General features: G+C 71.6%; 14 protein-coding genes. 11 read left to right on the top strand and 3 right to left on the bottom strand.

Going from position 1 to position 14298, the window contains the following annotated elements; translation table 11 throughout:
* Window positions 1-117 precede the first annotated feature (117 nt).
* Entirely contained in the window at window positions 118-984 is an 867-nt protein-coding gene (locus KF840_10270) for a DsbA family protein (protein ID MBX3025284.1), read from the bottom strand.
* Window positions 985-1417: 433 nt separating this feature from the next.
* On the opposite strand from KF840_10270, the gene KF840_10265 reads away from it, so the two are divergent.
* The 11 genes from KF840_10265 to infA all read left to right on the top strand — a co-directional run bounded on the left by KF840_10265 (window position 1418) and on the right by infA (window position 11233).
* Window positions 1418-2593 (top strand): DUF1566 domain-containing protein, encoded by a 1176-nt coding sequence (locus KF840_10265; protein ID MBX3025283.1) that lies wholly within the window; start codon window positions 1418-1420, stop codon window positions 2591-2593.
* A 665-nt stretch (window positions 2594-3258) separates the two neighbouring features.
* Window positions 3259-3621: a hypothetical protein gene (locus tag KF840_10260; protein ID MBX3025282.1), complete on the top strand. Its 363-nt coding sequence runs from the start codon at window positions 3259-3261 to the stop codon at window positions 3619-3621.
* A gap of 109 nt (window positions 3622-3730) precedes the next feature.
* Entirely contained in the window at window positions 3731-4018 is a 288-nt protein-coding gene (locus KF840_10255) for a BrnT family toxin (protein ID MBX3025281.1), read from the top strand.
* Window positions 3999-4265: a hypothetical protein gene (locus tag KF840_10250; GenBank protein MBX3025280.1), complete on the top strand. Its 267-nt coding sequence runs from the start codon at window positions 3999-4001 to the stop codon at window positions 4263-4265. The genes KF840_10255 and KF840_10250 overlap by 20 nt, the downstream gene beginning before the upstream one ends.
* 299 nt (window positions 4266-4564) lie before the next feature.
* Entirely contained in the window at window positions 4565-5227 is a 663-nt protein-coding gene (locus KF840_10245) for a bifunctional precorrin-2 dehydrogenase/sirohydrochlorin ferrochelatase (GenBank protein MBX3025279.1), read from the top strand.
* A gap of 12 nt (window positions 5228-5239) precedes the next feature.
* Window positions 5240-6046 (top strand): cytochrome c biogenesis protein CcsA, encoded by an 807-nt coding sequence (gene ccsA / locus KF840_10240; GenBank protein MBX3025278.1) that lies wholly within the window; start codon window positions 5240-5242, stop codon window positions 6044-6046.
* Window positions 6043-7329, top strand: coding sequence for a glutamyl-tRNA reductase (hemA, locus tag KF840_10235; GenBank protein MBX3025277.1), 1287 nt, complete (start codon window positions 6043-6045; stop codon window positions 7327-7329). Before ccsA ends, hemA begins: the two co-directional genes overlap by 4 nt.
* The gene (gene hemC / locus KF840_10230) at window positions 7326-8249 is read left to right on the top strand and encodes a hydroxymethylbilane synthase (protein MBX3025276.1); all 924 of its coding nucleotides are present in this window, start codon (window positions 7326-7328) and stop codon (window positions 8247-8249) included. The genes hemA and hemC overlap by 4 nt, the downstream gene beginning before the upstream one ends.
* Complete coding sequence (gene cobA / locus KF840_10225) at window positions 8246-9790, top strand: uroporphyrinogen-III C-methyltransferase (protein ID MBX3025275.1); 1545 nt, start codon at window positions 8246-8248, stop codon at window positions 9788-9790. The genes hemC and cobA overlap by 4 nt, the downstream gene beginning before the upstream one ends.
* Window positions 9791-9884: 94 nt before the next feature.
* Entirely contained in the window at window positions 9885-10862 is a 978-nt protein-coding gene (gene hemB, locus KF840_10220; GenBank protein ID MBX3025274.1) for a porphobilinogen synthase, read from the top strand.
* A gap of 152 nt (window positions 10863-11014) precedes the next feature.
* The gene (infA, locus tag KF840_10215; GenBank protein ID MBX3025273.1) at window positions 11015-11233 is read left to right on the top strand and encodes a translation initiation factor IF-1; all 219 of its coding nucleotides are present in this window, start codon (window positions 11015-11017) and stop codon (window positions 11231-11233) included.
* A 46-nt stretch (window positions 11234-11279) separates the two neighbouring features.
* Here infA and KF840_10210 read toward each other — a convergent pair whose 3' ends face one another.
* Together KF840_10210 and KF840_10205 are read right to left on the bottom strand one after the other, a co-directional pair.
* Window positions 11280-12191 carry a hypothetical protein gene (locus KF840_10210; GenBank protein MBX3025272.1) on the bottom strand — a complete coding sequence of 304 codons (912 nt, stop codon included), beginning with the start codon at window positions 12189-12191 and terminating at the stop codon, window positions 11280-11282.
* 21 nt (window positions 12192-12212) lie between these two features.
* The gene (locus KF840_10205) at window positions 12213-14243 is read right to left on the bottom strand and encodes a PD40 domain-containing protein (GenBank protein MBX3025271.1); all 2031 of its coding nucleotides are present in this window, start codon (window positions 14241-14243) and stop codon (window positions 12213-12215) included.
* Window positions 14244-14298 lie beyond the last annotated feature (55 nt).

Here is a 14298-nt window from a genome sequence, read left to right as displayed (position 1 = left end):
CGCGGCGCGCCGACCGGCCGCTGCCTGCCGAGCGCCGACGCCGGCCGCCCAAAAAGGGACGGGCCGGGAGGACTGCTCCTCCCGGCCCGTCGTGCGGTGTGGCATGCCGCGCAGCGCTCAGCTCTTGCCGGAGCGCGCCAGCTCGTCGTCGATGACGGCCTTGAAGTTCTGGAACGGCTGGGCGCCGCTGATCTTGCGGCCGTTGATGATGAAGGCCGGCGTGCCGGTGACGCCCACGGCGCCGCCCTCGGCCATGTCCGCCTTGACCTTCTCGAGGGTCTTCTTGTTGTCGAAGCAGTCGTTCCACTTCGCCATGTCGACCTTCGTGCCCTTCAGCGCCTCCTGCGACTTCTCCTTCACGTTCTCGGGCGTGATCTGCTGCTGGTTGTTGAACATGTAGTCGTAGAACGTCCAGAAGGCGGCGGGATCCTGCTGGTAGGCGCAGGCGCCGGCGATGGCGGCCGGCTCGGCCCACTTGTGGAAGCCGAGCGGGAAGTTCTTGTACACCAGCTTCACCTTGCCGTCGTACTCCTTCATCACCTGCTCGCTCATCGTCTGATGGGCGCGGGCGCAGTACGGGCACTGGAAGTCGGAGAACTCGACGATCGTGACCTTCGCGTCCTTCGGGCCGCGGACCGGCGAGTTGTCGGTCTTGATCTTCGACGCGATCGCCTTGAACGGATCGGAGGTGATGTCCTCGACCTCGGCGAAGACCACGTAGCGGCCGTCGGCGGACATGAGGATCTCCTCGGTCTGCGTCTGGCCGCCGCGCGACAGGTTCAACGTCGCCTGCTTGGCGCCGGGGATCTTGGCGTCGGTGACGTTGGTCACCGTCACGGCCACTTCCGGCGGCAGGTTCGACTTGCGCCGGTAGTAGTCGATGATCTTCTGGTTGGTGGCGTCGTCCGCCAGGGCCGCCGTCGCGTAGGCCATGCCGGCCACGGCCACGGCGAGGAACCCGATCCGCTGCAGTTGTGCTTTCACGAAGGCTCTCCTTTTGATGAGGGGGTGGGGCAAAAATTAAAGAGCAGCAGTACCAGGCCAGGTGGGGGTTGGCAAACCTTTCGCCCGCCGGCGGGGGACAGCGGGCGGGGCGGGGCCGCAGCGCGGGTCTCCAGGTCCGCCGGGCGCCGCCGGCGGTTGCCGTTCGACCGCGCCCGGAGTGCGGCGCGGCCACGCGGCGCGGCGCCCTGGCCGACCGTCTCGTCCCCGGCGCGGTCCTCCAGGTGACCGTCGTGATCGACCGCCCGGCAGCGCCCGGGCTCGCGACCGACGCTCGAGCATCCCCGGCCGGCTCTCGCGGTGATCAGGGTTTTCCCTAGGTTGCCTTCCCCGCGACGCTGGATGAGAGAAAGATGAGCGCCCGATGAGAGGCATCGGGTCGGCGATCACTGACACTGCCTGGAGGGGGAACGCGATGGAACATCTGCTGCGGTACGGGTTTGTCCTGGCGAGCCTGGCGCTCGCCGGCGGCGCTGGCGCGGTGACGCCGGCCGAGAAGTGCCAGGCCGGCAAGCTGAAGCTGGCCGGCAAGTACGACTTCTGCCGCCTGAAGGCGGAGGCCAAGGCGGCGCAGAGCGGCGGGGCGCCGGACTTCTCGAAGTGCGACGCCGGATTCGCCGGCAAGTGGGGCAAGACCGAGGCGGCGGGCGGCGGCATGTGCCCGTCGAACGGCGACCAGGCGGCGATCCAGGCGTTCATCGGCGAGTACACCGACGCGCTGGCGACGGCGCTGGCCGGCGGCGGCCTGCCGCCGCCGGTGCAGCAGTGCAACGACGAGCTGACCACCTGCACCACCGACCTCGACACCTGCGAGACCGACCTGGTGGCCGCCGAGCTGTGCGGCAACGGCGCCATCGACGGCGGCGAGCAGTGCGATCTGGGGACCCTCAACGGCGCCACCTGCGCCACCGAGGGCTACGTCGGGGGCGTGTTGCGCTGCGGCAGCGGCTGCGTCTTCGACACCAGCGGCTGTTGGAACGCCCGCTTCGCCGACAACGCCGACGGGACGGTCACCGACAACCAGAGCGGCCTGCAGTGGGAGAAGAAGGTCAAGCTCGACTACAACCCGGACTTCGCCAACCCGCACGACGCCGACAACTACTACCCGTGGTCGGGCACCTGCACGGTCAACACCAGCAAGTTCTGCCAGCCGGCGGCGGCGGCGGCGACGCTGTGCGCCGCCAACGCCGAGGGCGGCACCACCGGCTGCGACGAGTGCACCGGCGGCGACGGCACCTGCAACCAGTCGACCACTATCTGGACCTGGGCCGCCGATCTCAACAGCGCCAACTTCGCCGGCCACAACGACTGGCGCGTGCCGAGGCTGCAGGAGCTGCAGGGCATTCTCGACTATGCCGACACCACGCCGCCGGTGGTCGACGTGGCCTTCGACGGCGGGAGCTGCGGCGTTGCGTGCGCCGACATCACGAACGCGGCGTGCTCGTGCACGCGGTCCAGCCACCATTGGTCTGCTACTACCTCCGCGCCCGATCCGCTCTACGTGTGGCTGCCGTCCTTCGGCCATGGGTACGTGGACTTGGGCGGCCGCACCAGCAGCTACTACGTTCGCGCTGTGCGTAGCGGCTCGTGATCGATCATTGGACCATTTGATACGGGGGGGTGTGGGGCGGGAGCCCCCCACACCGGGCCGATGGCGCAGAGCGAGCACCTTCCCATCTACAAGGCCGCCTACGATCTCTGCCTGTACTTCGAGCCGCGTCGGCCTGCGCCACCTCCCTGCACCCATCCGGGACCGCGGGCGTCTCGCCCGCAGCGCAGCGCCGTCGGAGTCTCCGACCAGCGGCGCCCTCCACGCGGATCGTGTCGGGACGACCCAGCTCGAAGCGACGGGAGGTTCCTCGGTAGGCAACCGGAACGAGGGCGGCGGCGCTCGCACGTTGCGCGCTGCGCTGCGGGCGAGACGCCCGCGGTCCCGGGCGGCGGCTTCGGTGCGCCGCATCGGGCTCCTGTGCTACGGTCCGGCAATGGCCTACTACCCGGTCTTCCTGCAGATGGCGGGGGAGCGTTGCGTGGTCATCGGCGGCGGGCACAAGCGGCGAGGGCGACGCAGTCCAACAACTACTGGTCTGCTACTACCTACGCGCCCAATCCGGACAACGCGTGGATCGCGAACTTCAACGATGGGAACGTGAACGCGAACAACCGCACCAACAACAACTACGTTGGCGCCGTGCGTAGCGGATCGTGATCGGCCCCGTGGCGGGCGCCGCCCCGGCGGCGCCCGCCACACTTGCCATGGACGTCTCCTTCGCCGACCTGTGGCGGCACTACCGCGCCTGCCGGCGCAGCAAGCGCAACACGCTCAACGCCCTGGCCTTCGAGATCGACGCCGAGTCCAAGCTGCTGGAGCTGCAGCGCGAGCTGCGCCAGCACAGCTCCGGCCGGGGCCGCTACGTCGAGCTGCTCGGGCCGCAGCGCCTGCTGGCGCAACGGGCCCTCGACCTGCGCCCGGCGCGCATCCCGCGCTTCGGCTACGCGCTGACCGCCGGTTTTTCCCTGGCGCGCGAGACGCGCATGGTCGAACGGGCGCTGGCCGGTGGCTGGACCGTGCTGCGGCTCGGCAGCGGCCGGGCGCCGGTCGTGATCGGCGGCCGCTGATCGGTTGCCGGCGTGCGGCGCCGTCGGCTGCATGGGCTCGCCGCCGCGGCTCGGCCGCCGCGATGTCGGTTTCTCGCCTCGGCGGGCCGCTGGTATAGCGTGTGGGCGCATGGGGCGGGCGGTCTATGGCGATTTCGAATGGGACGACGCCAAGGCGCGCGCGAATCTGGTCAAGCACGGGGTGTCCTTTCCGGAGGCGCTGACCGTGTTCTCCGACCCCAATGCGATCGATGCGCCGGATCGCTTCGTTCCCAGCCGCTTCGTGATCATCGGCTGCTCGTCCCGACAACGCGTCTTGTTCGTGGTCCACGCCGAGAGAGGTGAGCGAATCCGCCTGATCAGCGCCCGGAAGGCGTCCGCGGCGCAGAGGAGAAGATATGAAGAAGGCATCGGCTAGCCGCCGCAAGCGACCGGCGGAGGATTCACTCGAACGCTACGATTGGAGCAGGGCGAGCCGCGGACGCTATGCCGCCCGTTTCCCGCGCCAGGCGCATGCGGTGGTGGTCGACCCCGAGCTGTGGCCCTACTTCGGCAACGCGCGGGCCGTGAACGAGGGGCTGCGGGCGCTCGTCCAGGTGGCCGCGCTGGCGAGACGGGCCACCCCGAGGCGATCGGTGCGATCCAGGGCAGGCAGCGCGGCATAGCGCGTGCGCGCGAGTCCCGCTGCGGGCGCCTGCGGCGTGGGTGCGTCTCGCGCGGCGACCCGGCTTGGCGATGGCGACGGCGCCCGCCGCGCTGCTGCTGAGCCGGCACGCAATGCGCAGATCGCGCTTGGTGATCATCGGTTGCTCGTGCGTGCGACGCATACGCAGCACAGCGGCTCGGGGACGAGCGGAAGGGCGGCGGCGCTCGCACGTTGCGCGCTGCGGTGCGGGCGAGACGCCCGCGGTCCCGGGCGGCGGCTTCGGTGCGCCGCGTCGGCCTCCTGTGCTACGGTCCGGCAATGGCCTACTATCCGGTCTTCCTGCAGATGGCGGGGGAGCGTTGCGTGGTCATCGGCGGCGGGGAGGTGGCGGAGCGCAAGGTCGAGTCCCTGCTGGCCGCGGGGGCGCGGGTGACGGTGGTGGCGCCCTCCCTGACCCCCGGTCTGGCCGAGCGGCTGGCGCGGGGTGAGATCGGCCACTTCCACCGGACGTACCAGGACGGCGACCTGGACGGCGCCCGGCTCGCCTACGCGGCCACCGACGACGAGGCGCTGCACGCCGAGCTGGCGCGGGCAGCCGAGGCGGCGGGCGTGCTGCTGAACGTGGTGGACCGGCCGCAATGGTGCCGCTTCATCGTTCCGGCGGTGCTGCGTCGGGGCGAGCTCGCGGTGGCGGTCTCCACGGGCGGCGGCAGCCCCGCCCTGGCCGGGCGGGTCCGCGACGAGATCGACCGCCTGCTCGGTCCCGAGTACGAGCGCGCGCTCGACGTCCTCGCCCGCCTGCGCGCCCACCTGCAGGCGCGGGACTTACCCAGCGCCGAGCGGCAACGCATCCTGCGCGCGCTGGTGGCCTCGGACCTCCTCGAATGCCTGCGCCGCCCCGATGCGGCGGCGGTCGATCGCCTGCTCGCCGCCCACGCCGGGGCGCAGGTGTCGCTCGCCAGCCTCGGCGCCCATCTCTGAGCCGGACCGCTCATGGAGCTGCTCCTCTTCGCCCTCAGCCTGGGCCTCTACCTGACCTCCGCGGCGGCGTTCGTCGCCCACATCACCAGCGGCCGCGTCCTCGCCCATCGCATCGCGCTGGTGGCGCTCACCGCCGCCTTCGCGCTCGACACCGTCGCCGTCGTGCTGCGCCTGCACAGCGTCGGCCTCGGCGCGCTCGGCACCTTCCACGACCAGCTCTCGCTGCTCGCCTGGCTGATCGTCGGCCTCTACCTCGGCCTGCAGTGGCGGGCGCCGCTGGCGGTGCTCGGCGCCCTGGTGACGCCGCTCGCGTTCCTGCTGACGCTCTCGTCCTACATCGTGTTCTCGGGCGCCGACCGCCTGCCGGCCGAGCTCGACACCGCCTGGCTGCCGGCGCACGTCGCGCCGGCGTTCCTCGGCTACGCCATCTTCGCCCTCGCCTCCTGCGTCAGCCTCGTCTACCTGCTGCAGGAGCGGCAGTTGAAGGCGAAGCGGCGCGGCCGCTTCCGCCTGCCCTCGCTGGAGACGCTCGACAACCTCAACTACCGCTGCGTCGCCTGGGGCTTCGCCCTCTTCACCATCGGCATCGTCACCGGCTCGCTGCTGGCGAAAGCGGCCTGGGGCACCTTCTGGTCGTGGGAGCCGGTGCAGGTGCTGTCGGTGCTCGCCTGGCTGCTCTACGCGGTGCTGCTGCAGGCGCGCTCGATCGGCTGGCGCGGGCGGCGGGCGGCGACGCTCACCCTGGTCGGCTTCGCGCTGCTGGTGGTGTCGCTGATCAGCCTCAACCTCGGCCTGCCGCACGGGAGGTCGTTCGGGTGAGCCAGCCCGACGTGCTGATCGTCGGCCTCAGCCACCGCACCGCGTCGCTCGACGTGCGCGAGTCGGTGGCGTTCGCCGACGACCAGATCGACGACGTCAACCGCCGCCTGCGCGCGCTCGACGGCATCGACGAGGCCGCCGTCGTCTGCACCTGCAACCGGGTCGAGGTGGTGTCGAGCACCCGCCACGAGCCGGCGGCCGCCGCCGCCGGCATCGCCGACTTCCTGCGCCACGCGCGCACCATTCCGGGCGCCGACCTGGCGCCGCACCTCTACCAGTACTGGGGCCGCGAGGCGGTCCGGCATCTCTTCCGCGTCGCCTCCAGCCTCGACTCGATGGTCGTCGGCGAACCGCAGATCCTCGGCCAGTTGAAGCAGTTCTACGCCCGCGCCGCCGGCGCCGGCACCACCGGCACGGTGCTGCACCGCTGGTTCCACAAAGCCTTCTCGGTGGCCAAGCGGGTGCGCAGCGAGACCGGCATCGCCGGGCGGGCGGTCTCGGTGAGCTCGGCGGCGGTCGAGCTGGCGACCGACATCTTCGACCACCTCGCCGGCAAGACGGCGATGCTGATCGGCACCGGCAAGATGGGCGCGCTGACGGCGCGCCACCTGATGGCGAGCGGGGTGGGCACCCTGATCGCCACCAACCGCACCTTCGAGCGCGCCGTCGACGTGGCGCGCGAGTTCCACGCCACGCCGGTGCCGTTCGAGCAGTTCCCCAAGTACCTGCCGATGGCCGACATCGTCATCGGCTGCGCCGCCGCGGGCGAGCCGGTGCTGGTCGAGTCGCAGGTGCAGGAGGCGCTGCGCGAGCGCAAGGGACGGCCGATGTTCTGCATCGACCTGAGCGTGCCGCGCAGCTTCGACCCGCGCATCAACGACCTCGGCAACGTCTACCTCTACGACATCGACGACCTCTCCCAGGTCGCCGCCGACAACCTCGGCGAGCGGGCGCGCGAGGCGGAGAAGGCGGAGGCGATCGTCGTCGAGGAGGTCGAGGCGTTCTACCGCTGGCTCGGCCACCTCGAGGTGGTGCCGACCATCGTCGCCCTGCGCGACAAGATCGACGCCATCCGCCGCGCCGAGCTGCAGAAGACGCTCAACCAGCTCAAGGATCTCGGGCCGCGCGAGCGCGAGCTGCTCGACGTCATGACCACCGCCATCGTCAACAAGATCCTGCACGCCCCGATCGCGCGCCTGAAGCAGCAGGACCACCGCGCCGAGACCTTCTACCTCGACGCGGCGCGCCGCCTGTTCGACCTGGAGGACCCCGAGGATTCATGACCGCCGTCCTGCGCATCGGCACCCGCGGCAGCAAGCTGGCGCTCGCCCAGGCGGAGTGGATCCGCCGCCGCATCGAGGCGGCCAACCCCGGCCTGCGCGCCGAGCTGGTGGTGATCCGCACCTCGGGCGATCGCATCGTCGACGTGCCGCTGCACCAGGTCGGCGGCAAGGGGCTGTTCGTCAAGGAGCTGGAGACGGCGCTGCTCGAGGGCCGCATCGAGGCCGCGGTGCACTCGCTGAAGGACGTGCCCGGCGAGCTGGCGCCGGGACTGTGCATCGCCGCCGTGCCCGAGCGCGAGGACGCGCGCGACATCATGATCACCCGCGCCGGCGGCGGCTTCGCGGCGCTGGCGCCGGGGGCGCGGGTCGGCACCTCCAGCCCGCGCCGGGCGGCGCTGCTGCGGTCGCTGTATCCGGGGCTCGCGGTGGTGGACCTGCGCGGCAACGTCGACACGCGGCTCGCCAAGCTCGAGCGCGGCGAGGTCGACGGCATCGTCCTCGCCGCCGCCGGCCTGCGCCGCCTCGGCGTCGCGCCGCCGCACGCCCTGCCGTGCGACCCGCGCCAGTTCCTGCCGGCGATCGGGCAGGGCGCGCTGGCCCTGGAGAGCGGCGACGGCGCGGTGGTGGCGCAGTTGCGCGCCGTCGAGCACGCGCCGACCCGGCAGGCGATCGACGCCGAGCGCGCCTTCCTCACCACCATCGGCGGCACCTGCACGACGCCGCTCGCCGGCCACGCCGAGATCGACGGCGCGCGCCTCACCCTGCGCGCCGCGATCGCGCATCCGTCGGGTCGGCCGGTGGTGCGCGGCGAGCGCAGCGGCGCCGTCGCCGACGGCGCCCGACTCGGCGCCGAGCTGGCGCGGGCGCTGCTCGCCGAGGGCGGCGCCGCGGTGCTGCGCGAGCTGGGCTGGAGCGGATGACGCCCGGCACGGTGTATCTGGTCGGCGCCGGGCCGGGCGCGCCCGAGCTGATCACGCTGGCCGGCGCGCGCGCCCTCGGCCGCGCCGACGTCGTCATCTACGACTATCTGGCGAACCCGCGCCTGCTCGAGCACGCGCCGCCGCAGGCCGCCCGCATCCTGGTCGGCAAGCACGGCGGCGGCCAGCGCACCGAGCAGCCGGTGATCACCGCGCTGCTGCTCGAGCACGCGCGCGCCGGGCGGACGGTGGTGCGCCTGAAGGGCGGCGATCCCTTCGTGTTCGGCCGCGGCGGCGAGGAGGCGGAGGCGCTGGCGGCGGCGGGCATCCGCTTCGAGATCGTGCCCGGCGTCAGCTCGGCGATCGCGGTGCCGGCGTACGCCGGCATTCCGCTCACCCACCGCGAGCTCGCCTCGTCCTTCACCGTGCTCACCGGCTACGAGTATCCCGACAAGCCGGAGATGGCGGTGCACTGGGACGCGGTGGCGCAGCGCGGCAACACGCTGGTGTTCCTGATGACGACGCGGCAGCTCGCCGCCAACATGGCGAAGCTGGTGGCGCACGGCCTGGCGCCGGACACGCCGGCGGCGGTGATCCGCTGGGGGACGGTGGGCGAGCAGGCGACGGTGGTCGGCACGGTCGCCACCATCGCGGCCGCGGTCGCGGCGCGGCAGCTCCAGCCGCCGGCGATCGCGGTGGTCGGCCAGGTGGTGCGCCTGCGCGAGACGATCGCCTGGTACGAGCGCAAACCGCTGTTCGGCCGTTCGCTGGTCGTCACCCGACCGCGCGCCCAGGCGGCCGGGTTCATCGACGCCCTGACCGATCTCGGCGCCGACGTGCTGCCGTGTCCGACGATCGAGATCGTGCCCCCGGCGTCCTGGGCGCCGCTCGACGACGCCATCGAGCGCCTCGACGCCTACGACTGGCTGGTGCTGACCAGCGTCAACGGCGTCGCCATGTTCTTCGACCGGCTGCGCGCGCGGCGGCGCGACGTCCGCTCGCTGCACCGGGCGCGCATCGCCGCCGTCGGCTCCGAGACCGCGGCGGCGATCGCCGAGCGCGGCCTGCAGGTCGACGTCGTGCCGGAGGAATTTCGCGCCGAGGCGGTGGCGGCGGCGATGTGCGCCGCCGGCGTCGCCGGCGCGCGCGTCCTGCTGCCGCGCGCCGCGGTGGCGCGCGAGATCCTGCCGGTGACCCTGCGCGCCGCCGGCGCGCACGTCGACGAAGTGCCCGCCTACGAGACGGTGCCGGCGCGGATCGATCTCGGCGAGCTGCGCGACCGCCTGGCGCGCCGCGCCGTCGACCTCGTCACCTTCACCAGCTCGAGCACGGTGCGCAATTTCGTCGCCCTGCTCGGTGCCGACGCCCCCTCACTGCTCGCCGGCGTCCGCGCGGCCTGCATCGGGCCGATCACCGCCGACACCGCCCGCGAGGCTGGGCTCGAGGTCGTCGTGCAACCGAGCACGTACACGATCGCGGCGTTCACCGCGGCGATCGAGACGTACCTCCGGAAGCCTCAGATGAACGCAGATGGCCACAGATGAACACGGGTCCGCCTCCCACCCCAGCCGGCGGGGAGGGGGGCGGACCCGTGTTGATCTGTGGCCATCCGTGTTCATCTGTGGTTAGCGCAACGACATGGAATTCCCCATCTATCGCCCGCGCCGGCTGCGGCGCACGGAGACGCTGCGGCGGATGGTGCGGGAGACGCGGCTCAGCGTCGACAACCTCATCCTGCCGCTCTTCGCGGTGCCGGGGCGCGGCGTCGAGCATCCGGTGGGTTCGATGCCCGGGGTGGCGCAGCAGTCGGTGGACCGGCTGACCGAGACCTGTCGCGAGGCGCGCGATCTCGGCATCCCGGCGGTGATCCTGTTCGGCATTCCCGAGAAGAAGGACGCCACCGGCTCGCACGCCTACCGCGACGACGGCGTGGTGCCGCAGGCGGTGCGCGCGATCAAGCAGGCGGTCGCGGACCTGGTGGTGATCACCGACGTCTGCCTGTGCGAGTACACCGATCACGGCCACTGCGGCGTCATCGCCGAGGGCGAGGTCGACAACGACGCCACCCTCGATCTGCTCGCCAAGGAGGCGCTGACGCACGCCCGTGCCGGCGCCGACCTGGTGGCGCCGTCGGACATGATGGACGGGCGGGTGAACGCGATCCGCGAGGCGCTCGACGAGGAGGGCTTCGACCAGGTGGCGATCATGTCCTACGCCGCCAAGTTCGCCTCCGGGTTCTACGGCCCGTTCCGCGAGGCGGCGGAGTCGACGCCGCAGTTCGGCGACCGGCGCGGCTACCAGATGGATCCGCCCAACGCCCAGGAGGCGCTGCGCGAGGTCGAGATGGACATCAACGAGGGCGCCGACATCGTCATGGTGAAGCCGGCGCTGCCCTACCTCGATCTCGTCTGGCGGGTGAAGGAGCACTTCGGCTACCCGGTCGCCGCCTACCAGGTGAGCGGCGAGTACGCGATGATCAAGGCGGCGGCGCGGAATGGCTGGCTTGACGAGGAGCGGGTGATGCTGGAGACCCTGACCGCCATCCGCCGCGCCGGCGCCGATCTGATCCTGACGTACTACGCCCGCGAGGCGGCGAGGCTGCTGCGCCACGGATGAACGCCGCTGGCCGCCGATGAGCACGGATCCTCTCCGCGCCCTCGGCAGGGGTCAGTCCTGCATCCGCGGTTCTTGGTGGTTCTTGGCTAGGCGCGGCGGGTGCGGGTGTGCTAGGCGGTGAGGGATACCTTTCCCAGCCAGAGGAGCACCGTGTGGCGCGAGACGACCTGATTCAGATCGAAGGCACCGTCAAAGAGGTGATGACCGGCGGCCTCTTCAAGATCGAGTCCGACAAGGGGCAGCAGTTCACGGCCAAGATCAGCGGCCGCATGCGGCGCTACCACATCAAGGTCATTCCCGGCGATCGGGTGACCGTCGCCGTGTCGCCGTACGACCCCACCCACGGGTTGATCGTCTACCGCAACACCTGACCCCGTGGCGGGCCCGCCGGCCCGCCACGCCGCGGCGCGAGCGCTCTCAGGCGCGGCGCCGCCGCCAGCGCAGCGCCAGGATCAGCGCCGGCAGGAGCACCGCCAGCACGTCGCCGCTGCGGCCGCGGGCGCCGGGATCGATCTCGCAACTGCACCCCCCGCCCCCGCCGCTCTTCCTCGTCGCGGTGGGCGTGACGGCGACGCACATGTTGTTCACGCACACCTGGCCGTTGGGGCAGTCCTGGTCGCCGGTGCAGTAGCCGATCGGGGTGCGGGTCGGCGTCGGGGTGACGCACATGTTGTTCACGCACACCTGGCCGTTGGGGCAGTCGCGGTCGCCGGTGCAGTAGCCGATCGGGGTCCTGGTCGGCGTGGCGGTGACGCAGGTGTTGTTCACGCACACCTCGCCGCTCGGGCAGTCGTCGTCGTTGGTGCAGCGCGGAGTCGGGGTCGGCGACACGTCCTGCACGGTGATCGTGCAGTCGCCGGCGGTGGTCGGGACGACCATGCCCTGCGGGTTGCTGGCGCGGACGTTGACGTTGGTGAGGACGTGCTCGCCGAGCTCGGCGCTGCCGCGGACGTGGAAACTGCAGGTGTAGAGCGCTCCGGAGGGAATGGCGTTGGTGTTGTCGAGCGCCACCACCAGGTTGCGCACGCTCGGGATCTCGCCCGGCGGCAGGCTGGTGCTCAGGGTCTTGTCGGCCTCGGTGTCGGGTCCGATGGCGGGATTGATGACGCAGTCCCGCGGCGCGATGTCGAACGCGTCGCTGTCGAACTGGAGGTCGTTCTGGGTGCCGGCGACGACCTCGTCTCCCTCGAGCTGGAGGGAGATCGTCACCGGAGCGGAGCTGCCGCGCACGGCAGTGACGCTGCCACAGGAGATGATCGCCGCGCGGGCGGCGGCGGAACAGAACAGCACCGCCGCGACGGTGCCGACGACGCCTGCGAGACGCTTCATGGGAGCCTCCTCTAACCCGGCCTAGCCGCAGCACTGGGCCGCGTGCTCCGACAGTTGGCAGGCGCCGAAGTCGGTGCACGTGTCGCCCAGGCTGTTGTTCACGGCGCGGATGATGTCGTCGACGGTGATGCGGCAGTCGCAGTTGGCGTCGCCCGCCAGGCAGCCGCCGCCGCCCTCGCCGGGGCACAACGGCTGCAGGTCGAGGGCGATGTTGACCATGCGGATCAGGTCGTCGACGGTCACCGTGCCGTTGCCGTTGCAATCGCCGACGCAGGGGCCGCTCGGGCCGCTCGTCGTCGCGGTCGGCGTGGCCGGCGGCGTCGGCGTCGCGGTGGCGGTCGGCGCGCCGCCGTCCGGCGTCATGGTCGCGGTGCGGGTCGCCGTCGGCGTCGCCGGGCCGCCGGCGCAGCAGATCATCTCGTGCTCGGCGAGCGGGCAGACGTCGAAGGTCGCGCAGCCCATGAGGCTGTTGTTCACCGCCTGGATGATCTCCTCGACGGTGATCTGGCAGTCGCAGTTGGCGTCGCCGGCCAGGCAGGCGCCCATGCCCTGGTCGTCGCCGCAGACGCCGCGCAGGCCGAGGGCGATGTTCACCATGCGGATGAGGTCGTCGATGGTGACCTGATCGTCGCCGCTGCAGTCGCCGACGCACGGCAGCTCCGCCGGCGGCTCCGTCGGCGTCGGGGTCGGCGTCGGCGCCGCGCACTGGAAGGCGTCGAACGGGTTGCAGGCGAGGAAGGCGTCGAGATCGTTGTTGAGATCGTTCGGCACCAGGTTCGAGGCGGCGGAGGCGAAGCCGATCCAGCGGCCGTCGGCGCTGATGCTGACCGGAAAGTCGGCGACGCCCTGGTCGGGCTCGCCGAAGTTGTTGTACGCGATGGTCACGCGGGCGATCCGGCCCTGGTTCCGTCCCGGCGGGAAGCGGTCGTACACGTAGACGTCGCTGAAGCCGTTGCCGTCGTCGGGCACGAAGTTCGAGGCGAACGAGGCGAAGGCGACGAAGCGGCCATCGGCGCTGATGCCGGGACCGCCGCTGAGGCCGTTCGACTGGTTGCCGAAGTCGTCGACGCTCACCCGCTGCGTGGTGTTGGTGGTGAGGTTGCGGACGAAGACGTCGGGCACGCCGTTGGTGTCGTTGGGAACCAGGTTGAACGCTTCCGACTTGAACGCCACCTCGCCGCCGTCGGCGGTCAGGTCGGGCAGGAAGCTTCGCGCATTGGCGGCCTGGCCCTGGTCGTTCACCGACCCCAGTTGCACCGACTGCGTCTCCCAGTCGGCGACGTAGATCTGCTCGAAGGCGTCGCTCGGCGACGGGTTCACCAGATTCGTGGCGCGCGAGGCGAAGGCGACGTAGCGGCCGTCGTCGCTGATCGCCGGCGTGATGCTGGCGCCGTTGGCCTGGGCGCCGTCGCTGCCGACGCTGACCCGGCGCATGATCCCTTCGGCGCGATCGTAGAGGAAGATGTCGGTGACGTTGTTGGTGTCGTCGGCCACCAGGTTCCTGGCCGCCGACTGGAAGACGACGTAGCGGCCGTCGGCGCTCAGGCGCGGGAAGCCGCTGACCCCGTTGGCCGGGCCGTCGATGCCGCGACTGATGAGCTCGACCTCGCCGGTGGCGACGTTGGCCACGAAGACGTCCTCGAGGCCGTTGGTGTCGTCGGGCACCAGGTTGGTGGCCTGCGACGAGAAGGCGACGAACCGCCCGTCGGCGCTGATGCCCGGCGCGAAGCCCCCCGACTGGCTGGGGCGGTTGCCGGCCTTGCCGTCCGGCGCCTTGCTGACCAGCGACGAGGCGGTTTCGTCGAGGTCGCGCAGGTAGACCTGATTGCGCGAGGTCGTCTGCGGTGGCGAGGTCAGGTTGATGGCGTTGGAGTTGTAGACGCTCAGCAGCCCGTTGCCGTCGACCGCCGTCCCCTCGCTGCGCCCCTCGGCGGCATAGCCGCGCGCCGTCTGACTCAGCAGGTAGATGGCGCGTTCGAGCGCCCCGGCATGGGCCGGTACGAGCGCCGCCATGGCGGCGGCCAGGAGCAAGCGCGTCGCGTACTTGGTCATGTACCCCTCAACCAGCCCAGCGGCGCGCAGTTTCGTTGAATGGGGGTCGGAAAGT

This window comes from bacterium, from assembly GCA_019637795.1.
Lineage (GTDB): Bacteria > Desulfobacterota > Binatia > HRBIN30 > CADEER01 > JAHBUY01.
This window is presented reverse-complemented; position numbering and strand designations above follow the sequence as displayed.

Excerpts from the sequence above, each read along its gene's own strand:
- KF840_10205 (MBX3025271.1), bottom strand. The coding sequence starts at position 14,243 with ATGACCAAGTACGCGACGCGCTTGCTCCTGGCCGCCGCCATGGCGGCG.
- ccsA (MBX3025278.1), top strand. The coding sequence starts at position 5,240 with ATGGAGCTGCTCCTCTTCGCCCTCAGCCTGGGCCTCTACCTGACCTCC.
- KF840_10265 (MBX3025283.1), top strand. The coding sequence starts at position 1,418 with ATGGAACATCTGCTGCGGTACGGGTTTGTCCTGGCGAGCCTGGCGCTC.
- KF840_10255 (MBX3025281.1), top strand. The coding sequence starts at position 3,731 with ATGGGGCGGGCGGTCTATGGCGATTTCGAATGGGACGACGCCAAGGCG.
- KF840_10260 (MBX3025282.1), top strand. The coding sequence starts at position 3,259 with ATGGACGTCTCCTTCGCCGACCTGTGGCGGCACTACCGCGCCTGCCGG.
- cobA (MBX3025275.1), top strand. The coding sequence starts at position 8,246 with ATGACGCCCGGCACGGTGTATCTGGTCGGCGCCGGGCCGGGCGCGCCC.
- hemB (MBX3025274.1), top strand. The coding sequence starts at position 9,885 with ATGGAATTCCCCATCTATCGCCCGCGCCGGCTGCGGCGCACGGAGACG.
- KF840_10250 (MBX3025280.1), top strand. The coding sequence starts at position 3,999 with ATGAAGAAGGCATCGGCTAGCCGCCGCAAGCGACCGGCGGAGGATTCA.
- KF840_10210 (MBX3025272.1), bottom strand. The coding sequence starts at position 12,191 with ATGAAGCGTCTCGCAGGCGTCGTCGGCACCGTCGCGGCGGTGCTGTTC.
- hemC (MBX3025276.1), top strand. The coding sequence starts at position 7,326 with ATGACCGCCGTCCTGCGCATCGGCACCCGCGGCAGCAAGCTGGCGCTC.
- KF840_10245 (MBX3025279.1), top strand. The coding sequence starts at position 4,565 with ATGGCCTACTATCCGGTCTTCCTGCAGATGGCGGGGGAGCGTTGCGTG.